A 14,447-nucleotide genomic window follows, 5' to 3' on the forward strand; every position below is an offset into this window, starting at 1 on the left:
CGTCCCCGTCCCGGAGGAACCTCCCGTGACCGCCGCCGTTCCCCGCGCCCGCGAGACCGCCCGCGCCACCGACCTCACGAAGTTCGCGTGGCTCGCGATCGCCGCGGCGATCGCCACGATCGCTCTGAAGACCGGCGCATGGGCCATGACCGGGTCCGTGGGCCTGCTGTCCGATGCGGCCGAATCCACCGTGAACCTCGTGGCCGCGGTCGTGGCGCTCATCGCGCTGAAGGTCGCCGCCCAGCCCGCCACCGAGCGGTTCCTCTACGGACGCGCCAAGGCCGAGTATTTCTCCGCCGCCGTCGAGGGCGCGATGATCTTCGTGGCCGCGGCCGTCATCATCGTCACCGCCGTCGAACGGTTCGTGCACCCTCAGCCGATCGAGAACGTCGGCTGGGGCATGGCGATCTCCGTGTTCGCCTCCCTCATCAACGCCGCTGTGGCCCTCGTGCTGCTGCGCGCCGGGCGCCGGTACCGCTCGATCACCCTCAAGGCCGACGGCAAGCACCTGATGACCGACGTCGTGACGTCCGCCGGCGTGCTGGTGGGCGTGGCCCTCGTGTGGCTCACCGGCTGGGACCGCCTCGACGCGGTCGTGGCCTTCGCCGTCGGCGTCAACATCATCGTCACCGGCGTGGGACTGGTCAGCGAATCCGTGGCGGGGCTCCTGGACCACGTGCTGCCCGAGGAGGACAACGCCACCATCACGACGATCCTGCGCCGCCGCAGCGACGGCACGGTCGCCTTCCACGGGCTGCAGACGCGCGAGGCCGGACAGCAGAAGTTCATGAACGTGCATGTGCTGGTGCCCGACGAGTGGACCGTCAAGCGGGGCCACGACTACATCGACGCCCTCGAATCCGAGCTGGCCGACGCCCTGCCCGGGCTCACCGTGATCACCCACCTCGAGCCGATCTCGGATCCGCTGTCGTACGAGGACATCCCCTCGGCGCACATCCCCATCCACGACGACGGCGCGCACGACGCCTCGCGGCCGCCCGGCACCACGGCGCCCTGAGACGTCCGGGCACACAGTTCGTCCGCCCTCAGCGGACCCGTGATCCGCGCCTCCCCGCGGCATCGTCCACGGTCCTACGCTCGGAGCATGACCTCCGTGCCCACGCCCTCCGTCCCCGATCCCGCACCCCACGACGACGCACACACGCGCCCCGCGGCCGGCCCGGCACCCCACGTCCCGCTCTCGATCCTGGACCTCGTGCCGATGTCCGAGGGCATGACCATGCGCGACGCGATCGCCGCCTCGATGCGCTCGGCGCGCACCGCGGACGAGACGGGCTTCGCGCGCTACTGGTTCGCCGAGCACCACAACACCCACAACCTCGCCTCGTCCTCGACGGCGCTGCTCATCGACCGCGCCGCCTCGGCGACCGAGCGGATCCGGGTGGGCTCGGGCGGGATCATGCTCCCCAACCACGCCTCCCTGCGGGTCGCCGAGGACTTCGGCACCCTCATCCAGTTCCACGGCGACCGGATCGACCTGGGGCTCGGGCGCGCACCGGGCACCGACCCGGTCACGGCGCAGTTCCTCGCGCGCACCTCCGCCGAGCCCTCGGCGTTCATGAACGCCGTCGAGGAGATCGAGCTGTGGTCCCAGGACGCCCCGCCCGAGGGTCTGCGGGTCGCCGCCGACGTCGCGACCGGCACGAACATCCCGATCTGGGTGCTGGGCTCGACGACCCACGGCGCCGAGCTCGCCGCCCAGCTGGGGCTCCCGTTCTCCGTCGCCTCCCACTTCGCACCCCAGCAGCATCTCCAGGCCCTGGACCTGTACCGCCGTCGCTTCGATGCCCAGGCCGTGACCGCGCGGATCGACGCCCCGCACACGATGGTCGGCGTCAACGTCGTCGTCGCGGACACCGACGAGGAGGCCCAGCGCCTCTGGACCACCCAGCTGCAGATGTTCGCGGGCGTGGTGACCGGTCAGCGCCGCCCCATCCAGCCCCCGTGCTCCCCCGAGGAGCTGCGCGAGCGCCTGTCCCCCGCCGTGCTCGCCCAGGCGGAGACGGCCCTGTCGGTGCGGGCCGTCGGCTCCCCCGCGACCGTCGTGGCCCAGCTCGAGCAGATCGTCCGCAGCACGCGGGCCGACGAGCTGATCCTCACCGCCTACGCCTTCGATCCCGACGTGCGCGTGCGCGGCCTCCGGCTGCTCGCCGAGGCGTGGGGCACCGCCGCCTGACGGTCATCGGCTCCTGAGGCTCACGGCCACCGCAGGGTCGCGAGCACCGCGGCATGGTCGCTCGCGGGGTGGCCGTCGACGCGGTGGTCGTGCGCGGCGTAGGTGTCCACGGCCAGGCCCCGCACCAGGATCCCGTCGATCCGCTCGCCGCCGACCACGGGGATCCCGTAGTCCGGGAAAGTGCCGATGTCGGCCCCCACGCGCCGTACCGCCGCGTCGTGGGCGTCCGCGAAACCCGCGAGCGCGAGGCGCCGCCAGAGCCCGCCCGGTCCCGCAGGGGCGTTGAAGTCCCCGGCCAGGACGATCGGCAGGCCGTCCGCCACATCAGCCAGGCGCGTGGCCAGCAGGTCCGTCGCGCGCAGCCGCGCCTCCTCGGAGGCGTGGTCGAGGTGCGTCACGGCGAGCACCAGCTCGGCGCCCCGGGCCAGGTCCCGCACCCGCGCCCACACGGCGATCCTCGGGCACGCCGCGCCCCACGAGCGGGATCCGATGCGGTGAGGCTCCTCGGACAGCCAGAACTGATCCCAGTCCAGCAGCGTGAAACGCGTGCGCCGCAGGTGCAGCAGCGTGTGCTCGCCCCGTCCTCCCCCGTCGCGCCCCACGCCGATCCGCAGGTGCCCGGGCAGCGCCCGGTCCAGGGTGGGGATCTGTTCGAGCAGCACCTCCTGGGTCGCGACCACGTCCGGATCGCGGGTGCGCAGGAGGTCCTGCAGCACGGGCTCGCGCACCTGCCAGTCGTCCGGGCCGCCGGGCGCGGCGCCGCTGCGGGCGTTGCGCACGTTCTGGGTGAGGACGTCAAGGGTGCCGGGGGTGGTCGCAGAGTTCATGCCCCCATCCTGCCGCGCTCGCGCGCGGCCGCGGAAGCCGGAGGTCCCGCCCGTAGATGGTGTTGTGTGAACCATTAGTTGCACCTATGCCGCTGGTGGTCGCACACTCGCCCGATGACCTCATCCCGCCCGCGCCCCCAGGAGCAGCGATGACCAGCACGACCGAGCCCCCGCTCGTGGGTCCCGCCCCCGCCGACCGGCCCGAGGACCGCCTCGACGAGGTGGTCGCGCGTCTGCGCGCCGCCCTCGGCGAGGACGCCGTGACCACCACGACGGACCCTGCCTACACGGGCGACCGCGCCGTGCAGGCGGCCCCCGGAACCCGCTTCGCGCTCGTGCGCCCCGGCGACGTCGACGGCGTCCGGGCCACGCTGCGCATCGCCACCGAGACCCGCACCCCCGTCGTGCCCCGCGGCGCCGGCAGCGGCCTGTCCGGCGGCGCCGTCCCCCTGCCCGGGGGGATCGTGCTGGGCCTCGAGCGCCTAGACCGGATCCGCGAGATCGACGTCGTGGACGGCGTGGCCGTGGTCGAGGCGGGCGTCATCACCGCGGATCTCGACGCCGCCGCCCGCGAGCACGGCCTCTTCTACGCCCCGGACCCGGCGAGCGTGCGCATCTCGAGCATCGGCGGCAACATCGCCACCAACGCCGGCGGCCTGCACTGCGCCAAGTACGGCGTGACCCGCGAGTCGGTCCTGGCCCTCGAGGTGGTGCTGGCCGACGGCACCCTCGTCCGCACCGGGCACCGCTCGATCAAGGGTGTGACGGGCCTGGACCTGACCCAGCTGCTGATCGGCTCCGAGGGGACCCTGGCCGTGACGGTCGGCGCGACCGTGTGCCTGCGGCCCCTGCCGGTCGCGCGACGGACCGTCCTGGCCCGCTTCCCCACCGTCGCCGATGCCGCCCACGGGGTCGGCGGGATCGCCCGCAGCCCCGTGCGCCCCGCCGCGACCGAGCTGCTGGATGCCGGCACCCTCGAGGACATCGACCTGGCCCAGGGCACGCGCCTGGCCCACGGCACCGAGGCGATCCTCCTCCTCGAGCTCGACGGCTACGGCATCGAGGAGCAGACCGCGGACCTCGAACGGGTCCTCGCCCGGGCCCGCGGCACGACCCGCGTGATCGCCGACGAGGACGAGGCCGAGCACCTCTGGGAGCTGCGCCGCTCCGGCCGACAGGGCGGCCCGCCGCGCGTGCACCTGGGCGAGGACATCGCCGTGCCCGCCTCGCGCCTGCCCGAGGTGTTCGAGGCCCTCGCCCGGATCGGCGAGACCCACGGCGTCCGCGCGACTGCCCTGGCCCACGCCGGGGACGGCAACCTCCACCCGTCGCTCTCCCTGCCGATCGACGAGGCCGATGCGACCGGTGGTCCCCCGCCCGCGCTGCTGGCGGCCGCCGACGAGCTCGTGCGGACCGCGCTGGCGCTCGGCGGCACCATCAGCGGCGAGCACGGCATCGGCACCGCCAAGCAGCACTGGCTGCCGCTGGAGCTGTCCGAGACCAGCCGCGCCCTGCAGCACGACATCAAGCACGTCCTGGACCCCCACGGGATCCTCAACCCCGGGAGAGCACTGTGACCACCTTCGACCTGAGCATCCCCGTGCGCGACGACCTGCTGGCCTCGCGGGCTGCCGCCCGCCGTCCGATCCGCGGCTTCGGCGCCCCCACCAGCCCGCTCCTGCCCGACGCGCTCCGCCTCCAGGGCGGCGCCCCCGGGGCCGACGTGCTGCCGCTGGCGCACATCGCCCGCGCCGCCCGCGCGCTCACCGAGGACCCGGCATCCCTCGAGGAGCTGCTGCAGTATTCCGTGGGCCAGGGCCGCGAGCCGCTGCGTCGCTGGATCGCCGAGCGCGAGGGCACGACGGCGGACCGCGTGGTCGTCACCAACGGCGCGCTCCACGGCCTGGCGCTCGTCTCCCGCGCCCTCCTGGACGACGGCGACACCGTGCTCGTCGACGACCCCACCTATCCGCTGGCCTTCCGCACCTTCGCGGACTTCGACGCCGAGATCGAGACGCTCCCCGTCGGCCCCGACGGCGGACCGGACCCCGAGGACCTCGCCGCCCGGCTCGAGGCCGGGCTGCGACCCCGGATCTACTACACGGTCCCGGACTTCGTGAACCCGCTGGGCACCACCGTGCCCGCGGCCACCCGCGCCCGGATCGTCGAGCTCGCCGAGCGGTACGGCTTCACCATCGTTTCGGACAACCCCTACTCGCAGCTGCGCTACGCCGGCGAGCACGTCCCGGACTACCCGCTGACCAGCGACCGCGTGGTCCACGTCAACACCTTCTCCAAGACCCTGGGACCGGGACTGCGCTCCGGCTGGGTCGCGGGACCCCCGCGGGTGATCGAGGAGCTCGTGCAGCTGCGCGGCTCGACCGACCAGCACACCTCCGGGCTCGTGCAGGCGGTGGTCACCCGCGTGCTGGAGACCCCCGACGCCTTCGACGGGACGGTCCGCACCGCCCGCGCGGCCTACGCGCGCCGCTCCCGCCTGCTCGTGGACCGCCTCGACGAGCTCGTGCCCGGCGGGGTCGAGCCCGCGGCGCTCGAGGGCGGGATCTTCGTGTGGCTGCGTCTGGGCGACGATCGCATCGACGTCTCCGCCGCCCGGGACCTGGCCCGCTCCCGCTACGGCACCGACTTCGTGCCCGGCCGCTTCTTCCACCGCGGCCGCCCCGACGACGACCGCAGCGCCCTGCGCGTGGGCATCAGCCACCTCTCCGACGCCGACCTCCTGACCGCGACGGACCGCCTCGCGGGCGCCCTCACCGATCCCGAGGCCCGCACGTGATCCCGGCCCTGACCCGCCGGGACGTGCTGCGGGTCGCCGGGCTCGGCGCGCTCGTGCTGCCGGCGGCGGCGTGCGCCGCGGCCGCGGCCGACGAGCCCGAGGACGAGCTGGTCTTCCTCATCTCCATCATCGACTCCGGCTGGGCGCCGAGCGCCTCGGCGATCTCCAGCTACGAGGCCAACATCTGGGGGCAGATCACCGACAAGCTGCTGTACTCCGCGCCCGACGGCGCCCTCAGCCCCTGGATCGCCACGAGCTGGGAGCAGAACGCGGACTCCACCGAGTTCGTCCTGCACCTGCGCGACGGGATCACCTTCTCCGACGGCACGCCCTTGGACGCCGCGGCCGTCGTCGCGAACATCCGCCAGTGGGCCGTGGGCCGCCCCGACGAGGGCATCCCCACCGTGGGATTGTTCCCCTCGGCCGCGTTCCAGGACGCGACCGCGGACGATCCCCTCACGGTGCGCGTCACCTTCGGGGCGCCGGCCCTCGCGTTCCTGCCCACCCTGGGCTACCACGGCTGCATCCTGCTGTCGCCGGCGAGCCTGGCCCTGTCGCTGCGCGAGCAGTCGGACCTCTCACGGCAGATCGGCAGCGGACCCTTCGTGGTCGAGTCCTGGGCGGCCGACGACCACGTGGCGCTGCGCCGCCGCGAGGACTACACCTGGGCACCGCCGGTCGCCGAGCACGAGGGTCCCGCCCACCTCGCGAAGATCCTGTTCCGGGTGCTCCCGGACGATCTGCTGCGGGCCTCGGCCGCCCGCGGTCACCAGGCCGACATCTCCTACAACGTCAACCCCCAGATCCTCTCGGAGTTCTCCGACCACGGCTTCGGGATCGATGTGCCGCGGTACCTCGGGTTCGTCCACGGCTACCGGATCCGCGCGAACATCGCCCCCTTCGACGACGTGCGCGTGCGCCAGGCCTTCCAGCACGGGATCGACCGCGAGGAGATCCACGCGACCGTCTACACCGACGCGTGGAAGATCGCGCGGTCGTGGCTGCAGTCCTCCGTGCCCGAGTCCTCCGACGTGAGCGCGCTGTTCGCCTACGACCAGGAGCTCTCGGCGTCCCTGCTCGACGAGGCAGGGTTCACCGACCGCGCCGAGGACGGCACCCGGGTGCGCGACGGGAAGCCGCTGGAGATCTCCCTGTACCCGACGCCGTTCCTCACCGCCTCGGCGCAGGAGGTCGAGCTGATCGCCCAGCAGCTCACGCGGGTCGGGTTCCGGATCCGCCAGCAGAAGCTCGACGTGGCCGCCTACGCGACGCGGGTCGACGCCAACAAGGAGCAAGCCGCTCATCGAGGTCACCCGCTCCTTCGTCGACGTCGGGACCGTCGCCAAGGTGCTCAGCGCCAAGGGCGAGAACTGGTTCTCCATCGGCGATGAGGACCCGACGCTCAGTGACCTGCGGGACCGGATCGCGGGCGCGATCGACCGCGACGAGCGCGTCGAGGCCGTCCAGGCCCTCGAACGCCACGTCGTCGAGCAGGCGTACTTCATCCCGCTGGAGGAGAACGGCCAGCGGATCTACGTCCAGACCCCCGGCCTCGAGGGCGTCACCTACAACGCCCTCGCCGTCCCCAGCTACCTGAGCGCGAGGAAGACCGCATGAGCACCCTCGAGTCCACCGCGCCCGCCCACGCCGCCGTCCCCGGCAGGGCGTCCCATCGCGGTCTGCGGGGCCTCGCGGCCCGCGGCGGCTACGGCACCTACGTCGCGGTGCGGGTGGGCCAGGCGGCCCTCGTCATCGCCCTGTCCTACGTGCTCGTCTTCCTCGGGCTCGCGGCGCTGCCCGGTGATCCCGTGCGCGCCCAGCTCGAGAACCCCGAGAACGGCTACACGGAGGCCGACAAGGCCGCCGTGATCGCCTACTGGGGCCTGGACCGGCCGATCCTCGAGCAGCTCATCACGTCCGTCCAGCACGCGCTCGGCGGAGACCTCGGGCTCTCGCTGAACTCCCGGGCGCCCGTGACGGACATCGTGCTCGGGGCCCTGCCCTCGACGCTCGTCCTGGCCGGGACGGCGCTCGTGATCGCCCTGCTCATCGCCCTCGTGATCGGCGTGCTGTCCCAGCGCCTGCCCGTCGGGCCGCTCCGCTCCCTCGTGCGGTCCCTGCCCACCGTGTTCCTCTCCACGCCCAACTTCGTTCTCGGCCTCGTGCTGATCCAGCTGCTCGCCGTCCAGCTCGGGGTGTTCAGCGTGATCGAGCCGGACTCCCCTCCCGCGACCCTCGTCGCGGCGCTGACCCTGGCGATCCCCGTCTCCGCGCAGATCGCCCAGGTTCTGGTGACGGCCCTGGACACCGCGCGGGCCGAGGATTTCGGGGACGTGGCCACCTCCCGGGGCGTCGGGGACACCGCGGTGATCCTGCGCCACCTGCTGCGCCCGTCCCTGCTGCCGACCGTCACCGTGTGCGGCCTGGTGCTGGGCGAGCTGCTGGGCGGCTCCCTCATCACCGAGACGATCTTCGGGCGCAGCGGCCTGGGCAGCGTCGTCTCCAAGGCCGTCTCCTCGCAGGACGTGCCCGTCCTGCAGGCCACCGTGCTCATCTCCGCCGCGGTGTTCGTGCTGGTCAACCTCGTGATCGACCTCGCGTACCCGCTGCTGGACCCCCGCCTGCGCACCCGGAAGGCAGCCCGATGACCGCCGACGTCCTCGTCACCGCCCAGGACACCGGTCCTGCCGCACCCGCCGCCTCGCGCACCCGTGCCCGCCGGATCCCCCGGGCCGGCGCCGTGTCCCTGGCCCTGGCGATCGCCGTGATCGTGCTGGTGCTCGGCTTCTCGATCACCCCGGGCCTGTTCACCAGCCACGACCCGGCCGTCGGGATCCCCCGCGACAAGTTCACGCCGCCCGGGGCCCAGTTCTGGCTGGGGACCGACCACCTGGGCCGCGATCTCCTGACGCGCATCATCCACGGCTCGGCCTCGTCGATGTCGAGCGCGGTCATCGCGGTCGCGATCGGACTGGCCGTCGGCGGCGTGCTGGGGCTGCTCTCGGGCTTCCTCGGTGGGGTCGTCGACGCCGTGGTCGGCCGGGTCGTGGACGTGCTGCTGGCGATCCCGAGCTTCCTGCTGGCCGTCGTGATCGTCACCGCCCTGGGCTTCGACACCCGCAACGCCGCGATCGCGACGGGCATCTCCGCCGTCGCGGTGTTCGCGCGGCTCATGCGCGCCGAGGTGATCCGGGTGCGCGGCAGCGTGTACGTCGAGGCCGCGTACGTCACCGGCGGCACGCGGTCCAGCGTGCTGGTCCAGCACGTCCTGCCCAATGCCGTCCGTCCCGTCCTCTCGCTCGCGGTGCTGCAGTTCGGCCTCGCGATCCTGACCATCGCCTCGCTCGCGTTCCTGGGCTACGGCGACGCACCGCCCGCCTCCGACTGGGGGCTGCTCGTGGCCACTGGGCGCGACTACCTGGTCCACGCCCCGTGGCTCGTGGTGGCCCCCGGCGTCGTCATCGCCGTCGTCGTGCTGTCGGTGGCCCGGATCTCCCGAGCGCTCAGCACCGCGGGACCGCGCTGAGCCGGCCCAGCACAGCCCAGCCCGGCCCGACACAGTCCCGCCCCCGTGGCGCACCGCACCGATCTCGCCCCGCACAGCCGTCCCGCACCACCCGCTGTCCACTCCGAGCACTGGAGCCCCTCATGACCGCGCAGACCGCCCCCGCCACCCAGGCCGCCACCGCAACACAGGCCGGGACCACGACAGCGCCGCCCGAGCCCGCCGCGCTGCTGGACGTCCGTGACCTGCACGTCGGCTACGGCACCCAGGAGGTCGTCCACGGCGTCTCCTTCGCCGTCCGCCCCGGGCGCACGGTCGCGCTGATCGGAGAATCCGGCTCCGGCAAGTCCACGATCGCCCGAGCGGTGCTGCGGCTGCTGCCCGAGCGGATCGCCGCCGTGCGCGGCGAGGTCCACCTGCGGGGACGCCGCGTCGATGACCTCTCGCGCCGGGAGTTCCACCCGCTGCGGGGCCGTGTGCTGGGCTTCGTCCCGCAGGATCCGACCAGCTCCCTGGACCCCGTCGCCACGATCGGCGCGCAGGCCCTCGAGGCGGCGTCGCTCCTGCCGGGCCTCGACCGCGCCGGACGCCGGGCCGAGGTGCTCGACGCCTTCGGCCGCGTGGGGCTGCCGGAGCCCGAGCGGGTGTTCGCGTCCTACCCGCACCAGCTCTCCGGAGGTCAGCTGCAGCGGGCCCTGATCGCCATCGCGATCCTCCCCCGCCCCGGTCTGCTCGTGGCCGACGAGCCCACCAGCGCCCTCGACGTCACCGTCCAGAAGCAGATCCTGGACCTTCTGGACACCCTGAGGCACGACCTCGACCTGGGGATCCTCCTCATCACCCACGACCTCGCCCTGGCCGCCGAGCGCTCCGACGAGCTGGTGGTGCTGCGCGACGGGATCGTCCAGGAGGCCGGCCCCACCGCGGAGGTCTTCGCCTCCCCGGACGACGAGTACACCCTGACGCTGCAGGCCGATGCCGCAGGACTGCACCCGGACCGCTTCTCCGAGCTGCGCGCCGAGCGGGACGCCCGCCACGAGGCCGACGGCGGCACGGCCCGCGTGGCCCTGCGCCATGCCGAGCGCACCTTCACCTCCGCCGCCGGGACCGTGCGGGCCCTGGCCGACGTGGGCTTCGCGGTTCCCGCCGGCCGCACGCACGCGCTGGTCGGCGAGTCCGGCTCCGGGAAGTCCACCGCCGCCCGGGCCGTGCTGGGCCTGGAGTCTCTCGACGCCGGGGAGCTGCTGCTGGACGGCACCGACATCTCCGGGCGCCGTGGCAAGGAGCTGCGCGCCCTGCGCCGCGACCTGCAGCTCGTCTACCAGAACCCCTTCACCTCCCTGGATCCGCGCTTCACCGTCGAGCGGACGGTGCGCGAGGGCCTGGACCGCTTCCGGATCGGGGACAAGGGCTCCCGGGCCGCCGCCGTCGACGAGGCCCTGGACGCCGTGCGCCTGTCCCGCACCCTGCGCGGTCGTCGCGTCACCGAGCTCTCCGGCGGCCAGCGCCAGCGCGTCGCGATCGCACGCTCCGTGGTGCTGCGCCCGCAGGTGCTCGTGCTCGACGAGCCCACGAGCGCGCTGGACGTGACGGTCCAGGCGGGGATCCTGCGGATGCTCCTGGCGCTGCAGGTGGACCTCGGGCTGTCCTACCTCTTCATCTCCCACGACCTGGCCGTGGTGCGACAGATCGCCGACACCGTGAGCGTGCTGCGCCGCGGGGTCGTCGTCGAGGAGGGGCCGGTCGAGGAGGTCTTTGCCCGCCCGCAGGACGAGTACACCAAGGCGCTGATCGCCGCGATCCCCTCCGGCCGGAGGCGCGCGCGGGCCGAAGGGACGAGCGTCGGAGCCCCGGCTGCCTCGGGAGCCTCGGCATGAGCGCAGATGCCTCCGGATCCGTGCCCGCCGTCGGCTCGCAGGGCGCGGCGACGTCCGCGACACGGGAGATCCGCTGGATCCGCACCACCTGGACCGATCCGCGCGGCGAGCTCCTGCGGGCCGCGATGGGCCAGGAGCTCGGCCCCCGCTACGCCGGGCTGCGCCGCGGCACCCCGCCCCCGCCGCCCACCAGCGAGGACGTGGTGCTGGTGCTGATCGCCGAGGTCGACGGCGTGCCCGTCGCGACCGGCTCCCTGCGCCGCCTGGGCGCGCTGTGGGAGGTCAAGCGGCTCTTCGTCGACGCGAACGCGCGACGTCTGGGGCTGGCCGCCGGGATCCTCTCCCGCCTTGAGGACGAGGTCCGTCGTCGGGGCGGCACCGAGATCCACCTGCAGACGGGGCGCCGGCAGCCCGAGGCGATCGCCCTCTACGAGCGCGAGGGCTGGCATCGCGTCCCGGTGTTCCCGCCCTACTCCCCGACCGACGGCATCAGCGTCTGCTTCGCCAAGCCGCTCGGCGCAGAGCACCCGCGCCGATGAGGTCGTCTGAGAGGCGTCGAGGTCGAGATGACGTGCTGAGCACGGCCAACGACTGTTCGCCGTGCCTGCCGGACCGTTGCCCGATATCGATCGGCGAGCGTGTCTGATCAGACAGGGCAATCGACAGTTGGTGGATGTTTGGCAGCGAGTGAGAGCAGGTCACGTCGCCGCTCCAGGTGGGGGCGTCCCGTACACGATGTGCTCGTGGCCCTTGCCGACCCGGGTCCGGGGCGCCTCACAAGGAGGACAGAACTGGCGCTCTTACCGCGATGTTGTCGTGCCTGCTGGCTCGAGGGTGATCTCCCAGCTCGGTCCGGTGCCGATCCCGAAGGCGCTCGCGTAGCTGCCCCGGTTGATGGCGATCGCCATGCGGTCCAGGGAGTCGACGTAGGCCAGCGGCTCTCCGACGGCGACCGCGGCGAAGCTCGGCACGTAGCGGACGGTCGCGGTGTGCAGCTCGCGGTCGCGGTGGCGCACGCGCACCGTGATGCGGTCGCCGTGCTGGGCACCGAGCCGGGCGAACAGCTCGCGCGGGATCGAGGTCCACAGGGATCCGTAGCGCACGTCGAGCGCGTCGATGGTGCCGGTCACGGCGCCGTCGGCGAGCACGGGCTCCTCGAGATGCAGGCGCACCAGGTCAGCGGGGTCCAGGGAAGGGCCCACGTGGTCCAGGCCGATGACCCCGGCGGCGAGCCGCGCGGCGGTGTAGGCGTACACGTCCCGGCCGTGGAAGGTGTACGAGGCCTCGGACCCGGCACGACGGTTCGCGCTCTCGTCGATCCGGTGGACGGCGTCGATGCCGTGGATCGCGTCGAGGTGGGTGAGGGTGCCGTTGTCCGCGGTGGCCACGAGGTGACCGGTGGCGGTGCGCGCCACCACCGAGAGCCGGTCCGAGCCCACACCGGGGTCCACGACCGAGACGAACACGGTGCCCGCGGGTCAGTAGGCGATGACCTGGGCCAGACGGTAGGACGCCTCCCAGATGTCGTACTGGGGGATGTTGTGGGTCAGGTCGTGGACGGTGAGGTCCGGGGCGACGCCGATCGCGACGCCGACCACCGCGCAGACGGCGCCGTCGTCGAGGCCGAAGTCGGACTGCAGGACCACGGGGTGCACGGCGCCAGCATGACGGGCATCACCCACCGACGAGGCGGATGTGACGGCGTGTGGACGTGCGTCCGCCGAGCCCGCGTGCGTCTACGATCCGACGATGCACCTGCCCACGGACACCACCTGCCCCTCCCCTGGCATCACCGACCCGGCATCGGGGAGCTGGGCACCGTCCGTGTCCTGGGGGCGCCCGTTCACCACCTCGGTCGAGCTGGGCACCGGCGAGGAGCTGTGGCGACGGACCCGCGAGGATCTGCTCGCCTGGGCCGTCAAGACCCGCAGCGGCTTCGCCGTGCGCCCCCTCGACGGCCGGGAGGCGCCCGACCCCGGGCAGACCTGGGAGGTGACGGCGCACCTGGGCCCGATCACCGTGCGCGAGCCGATCGTCGTCGTCGACGCGGTCCGCACCCCGGACCGCGTCGCGCTGTCGTACGCGACGCGTCGCGGGCACCCGGTCCGCGGGGAGGAGGCGTTCATCGCGCGGCGCACGGAGGACGGCACGGCGGTGTTCGAGCTGCGGTCGGTGACCGCTGCGGCCCCCGGTGTGCGCGGTGCGCTCCTTCCCCTGGCCCTGATGCTGCAGGGACGGTATCGAGCGCGGTACCTGCGGGCCCTTCGTCCCGGAGCGCCACGGGGCTGAGCTCCGTCGTGCAGCCGTGGGCCCGTCCTGCTCTGGTCCCGGCAGGATGTCAGGTTCTGGGCCCCGGGTCCCCCGTTCGTCGCCCCATCCCCTTAGCATGTGGTGGTCATCACAGGAAATGGGGAGCGCATGGACGACCAGCAGAGCACCGACGGATACGACGACATGCCGGACGACGCCACGAGGCAGCCCGTGCGGGCGGCCTCGGAGCATCCGGTCCGAGGATGGTCCGATGCGGTCGTGGTCCACGAGCCCGGCACGGGCACCGACGCCCGGGGAGCTCAGCATCCCGAGAGGACGAGCAGGACACCCCCGGTGATCGAGGTCGAGGGTCTCGGCCAGGTGCACCCGAGCGGCGCTGCTCCCACCGGTTCGCCGTACGGTCAACGCGCCGCACAGACGCAGCCATACGGTCACCCCACCGCACAGGCGCAGCCGTACGGCGACCCCACCGCACAGGCCCGCCACGACCCGTGGGCGCACGTGGCCCCGTTTCCGTCCGCCGCGGCGCCGAAGGCCGCTCCGATGGCACAGCCCGTCGACCCCGGACGAGCTCCGGGCCACGCACAGCCGTACGGCGCCGTCCAGCCGTACGCTCCCCCGGTGCAGGCCCCGGTGGTGGGGTATCAGCCCTACCCCGGTCCCCCGCCGATGCACACGGTCGTCGTGGTGCAGCAGCCCAAGAGCGTGGGCATCTCCCTGGTGCTCACGTTCTTCTTCGGACCGCTCGGCATGCTCTACAGCACCCTCACGGGGTTCATCGTGATGCTGCTGATCAACCTGGTGGTCCTGCCCCTGACCCTCGGTTTCGGGGCGCTGCTGACCTGGCCCGCCTGCATGATCTGGGGCGCGGTCGCGGCCTCGAACCACAACACCCGCATCGCGGCGGCCACCCAGTACGCCCCCCAGGGCGTGCCGATGCAGCAGCAGTACCCGCCGCGGTGACCGCAGCGAC

General features: G+C 73.3%; 14 protein-coding genes and 1 pseudogene. 12 read left to right on the plus strand and 3 right to left on the minus strand.

Annotation, left to right across the window (positions count from 1 at the left end):
* The first annotated feature begins 25 nt into the window (after nucleotides 1-25).
* On the plus strand, nucleotides 26-1,018 hold the full coding sequence (locus ACT3TZ_RS08585) for a cation diffusion facilitator family transporter (RefSeq protein WP_444582989.1): 993 nt from the start codon (nucleotides 26-28) through the stop codon (nucleotides 1,016-1,018).
* Nucleotides 1,019-1,105: 87 nt separating this feature from the next.
* On the plus strand, nucleotides 1,106-2,197 hold the full coding sequence (locus ACT3TZ_RS08590; protein ID WP_444582990.1) for an LLM class flavin-dependent oxidoreductase: 1,092 nt from the start codon (nucleotides 1,106-1,108) through the stop codon (nucleotides 2,195-2,197).
* 20 nt (nucleotides 2,198-2,217) lie between these two features.
* On the opposite strand, the gene ACT3TZ_RS08595 is transcribed toward ACT3TZ_RS08590, so the two are convergent.
* Nucleotides 2,218-3,024, minus strand: a complete 807-nt coding sequence (locus tag ACT3TZ_RS08595) for an endonuclease/exonuclease/phosphatase family protein (protein ID WP_444582991.1) — start codon at nucleotides 3,022-3,024, stop codon at nucleotides 2,218-2,220.
* 149 nt (nucleotides 3,025-3,173) lie between these two features.
* Between ACT3TZ_RS08595 and ACT3TZ_RS08600 the strand changes: the two genes are divergently transcribed.
* The 8 genes from ACT3TZ_RS08600 to ACT3TZ_RS08635 all read left to right on the plus strand — a co-directional run bounded on the left by ACT3TZ_RS08600 (nucleotide 3,174) and on the right by ACT3TZ_RS08635 (nucleotide 11,742).
* Nucleotides 3,174-4,601, plus strand: coding sequence for an FAD-binding oxidoreductase (locus ACT3TZ_RS08600; RefSeq protein ID WP_444582992.1), 1,428 nt, complete (start codon nucleotides 3,174-3,176; stop codon nucleotides 4,599-4,601).
* A complete protein-coding gene (locus ACT3TZ_RS08605; protein ID WP_444582993.1) occupies nucleotides 4,598-5,821 on the plus strand; it encodes an aminotransferase-like domain-containing protein in 1,224 nt (407 codons plus the stop codon). The genes ACT3TZ_RS08600 and ACT3TZ_RS08605 overlap by 4 nt, the downstream gene beginning before the upstream one ends.
* The gene (locus ACT3TZ_RS08610; protein WP_444582994.1) at nucleotides 5,818-7,212 is read left to right on the plus strand and encodes an ABC transporter substrate-binding protein; all 1,395 of its coding nucleotides are present in this window, start codon (nucleotides 5,818-5,820) and stop codon (nucleotides 7,210-7,212) included. The genes ACT3TZ_RS08605 and ACT3TZ_RS08610 overlap by 4 nt, the downstream gene beginning before the upstream one ends.
* Entirely contained in the window at nucleotides 7,169-7,438 is a 270-nt protein-coding gene (locus ACT3TZ_RS08615; RefSeq protein WP_444582995.1) for a hypothetical protein, read from the plus strand. Before ACT3TZ_RS08610 ends, ACT3TZ_RS08615 begins: the two co-directional genes overlap by 44 nt.
* Nucleotides 7,435-8,469 carry an ABC transporter permease gene (locus tag ACT3TZ_RS08620; RefSeq protein WP_444582996.1) on the plus strand — a complete coding sequence of 345 codons (1,035 nt, stop codon included), beginning with the start codon at nucleotides 7,435-7,437 and terminating at the stop codon, nucleotides 8,467-8,469. Before ACT3TZ_RS08615 ends, ACT3TZ_RS08620 begins: the two co-directional genes overlap by 4 nt.
* Nucleotides 8,466-9,347 carry an ABC transporter permease gene (locus ACT3TZ_RS08625; protein WP_444582997.1) on the plus strand — a complete coding sequence of 294 codons (882 nt, stop codon included), beginning with the start codon at nucleotides 8,466-8,468 and terminating at the stop codon, nucleotides 9,345-9,347. Before ACT3TZ_RS08620 ends, ACT3TZ_RS08625 begins: the two co-directional genes overlap by 4 nt.
* Before the next feature lie 122 nt (nucleotides 9,348-9,469).
* Nucleotides 9,470-11,203, plus strand: a complete 1,734-nt coding sequence (locus tag ACT3TZ_RS08630) for a dipeptide ABC transporter ATP-binding protein (RefSeq protein WP_444582998.1) — start codon at nucleotides 9,470-9,472, stop codon at nucleotides 11,201-11,203.
* Complete coding sequence (locus tag ACT3TZ_RS08635) at nucleotides 11,200-11,742, plus strand: GNAT family N-acetyltransferase (protein ID WP_444582999.1); 543 nt, start codon at nucleotides 11,200-11,202, stop codon at nucleotides 11,740-11,742. The genes ACT3TZ_RS08630 and ACT3TZ_RS08635 overlap by 4 nt, the downstream gene beginning before the upstream one ends.
* Nucleotides 11,743-12,003: 261 nt before the next feature.
* On the opposite strand, the gene ACT3TZ_RS08640 is transcribed toward ACT3TZ_RS08635, so the two are convergent.
* Together ACT3TZ_RS08640 and ACT3TZ_RS08645 are read right to left on the minus strand one after the other, a co-directional pair.
* The gene (locus ACT3TZ_RS08640) at nucleotides 12,004-12,405 is read right to left on the minus strand and encodes an SAM hydroxide adenosyltransferase (protein ID WP_444583026.1); all 402 of its coding nucleotides are present in this window, start codon (nucleotides 12,403-12,405) and stop codon (nucleotides 12,004-12,006) included.
* Nucleotides 12,406-12,414: 9 nt separating this feature from the next.
* A pseudogene (locus tag ACT3TZ_RS08645) lies at nucleotides 12,415-12,885 on the minus strand (SAM hydrolase/SAM-dependent halogenase family protein); the annotation flags it as partial.
* 67 nt (nucleotides 12,886-12,952) lie between these two features.
* On the opposite strand from ACT3TZ_RS08645, the gene ACT3TZ_RS08650 reads away from it, so the two are divergent.
* Both ACT3TZ_RS08650 and ACT3TZ_RS08655 read left to right on the plus strand, forming a co-directional pair.
* Nucleotides 12,953-13,492, plus strand: coding sequence for a DUF1990 family protein (locus ACT3TZ_RS08650; RefSeq protein ID WP_444583000.1), 540 nt, complete (start codon nucleotides 12,953-12,955; stop codon nucleotides 13,490-13,492).
* 129 nt (nucleotides 13,493-13,621) lie between these two features.
* Nucleotides 13,622-14,437 (plus strand): hypothetical protein, encoded by an 816-nt coding sequence (locus ACT3TZ_RS08655; RefSeq protein WP_444583001.1) that lies wholly within the window; start codon nucleotides 13,622-13,624, stop codon nucleotides 14,435-14,437.
* Nucleotides 14,438-14,447: the final 10 nt, after the last annotated feature.

This window comes from Brachybacterium sp. AOP25-B2-12 (assembly GCF_052378625.1).
In the GTDB taxonomy this organism is placed as follows: Bacteria; Actinomycetota; Actinomycetes; order Actinomycetales; family Dermabacteraceae; genus Brachybacterium.

Coding starts and splice junctions, on each gene's coding strand:
- ACT3TZ_RS08590 (WP_444582990.1), top strand. CDS start 1,106: ATGACCTCCGTGCCCACGCCCTCCGTCCCCGATCCCGCACCCCACGAC.
- ACT3TZ_RS08600 (WP_444582992.1), top strand. CDS start 3,174: ATGACCAGCACGACCGAGCCCCCGCTCGTGGGTCCCGCCCCCGCCGAC.
- ACT3TZ_RS08630 (WP_444582998.1), top strand. CDS start 9,470: ATGACCGCGCAGACCGCCCCCGCCACCCAGGCCGCCACCGCAACACAG.
- ACT3TZ_RS08595 (WP_444582991.1), bottom strand. CDS start 3,024: ATGAACTCTGCGACCACCCCCGGCACCCTTGACGTCCTCACCCAGAAC.
- ACT3TZ_RS08655 (WP_444583001.1), top strand. CDS start 13,622: ATGGACGACCAGCAGAGCACCGACGGATACGACGACATGCCGGACGAC.
- ACT3TZ_RS08625 (WP_444582997.1), top strand. CDS start 8,466: ATGACCGCCGACGTCCTCGTCACCGCCCAGGACACCGGTCCTGCCGCA.
- ACT3TZ_RS08650 (WP_444583000.1), top strand. CDS start 12,953: ATGCACCTGCCCACGGACACCACCTGCCCCTCCCCTGGCATCACCGAC.
- ACT3TZ_RS08635 (WP_444582999.1), top strand. CDS start 11,200: ATGAGCGCAGATGCCTCCGGATCCGTGCCCGCCGTCGGCTCGCAGGGC.
- ACT3TZ_RS08620 (WP_444582996.1), top strand. CDS start 7,435: ATGAGCACCCTCGAGTCCACCGCGCCCGCCCACGCCGCCGTCCCCGGC.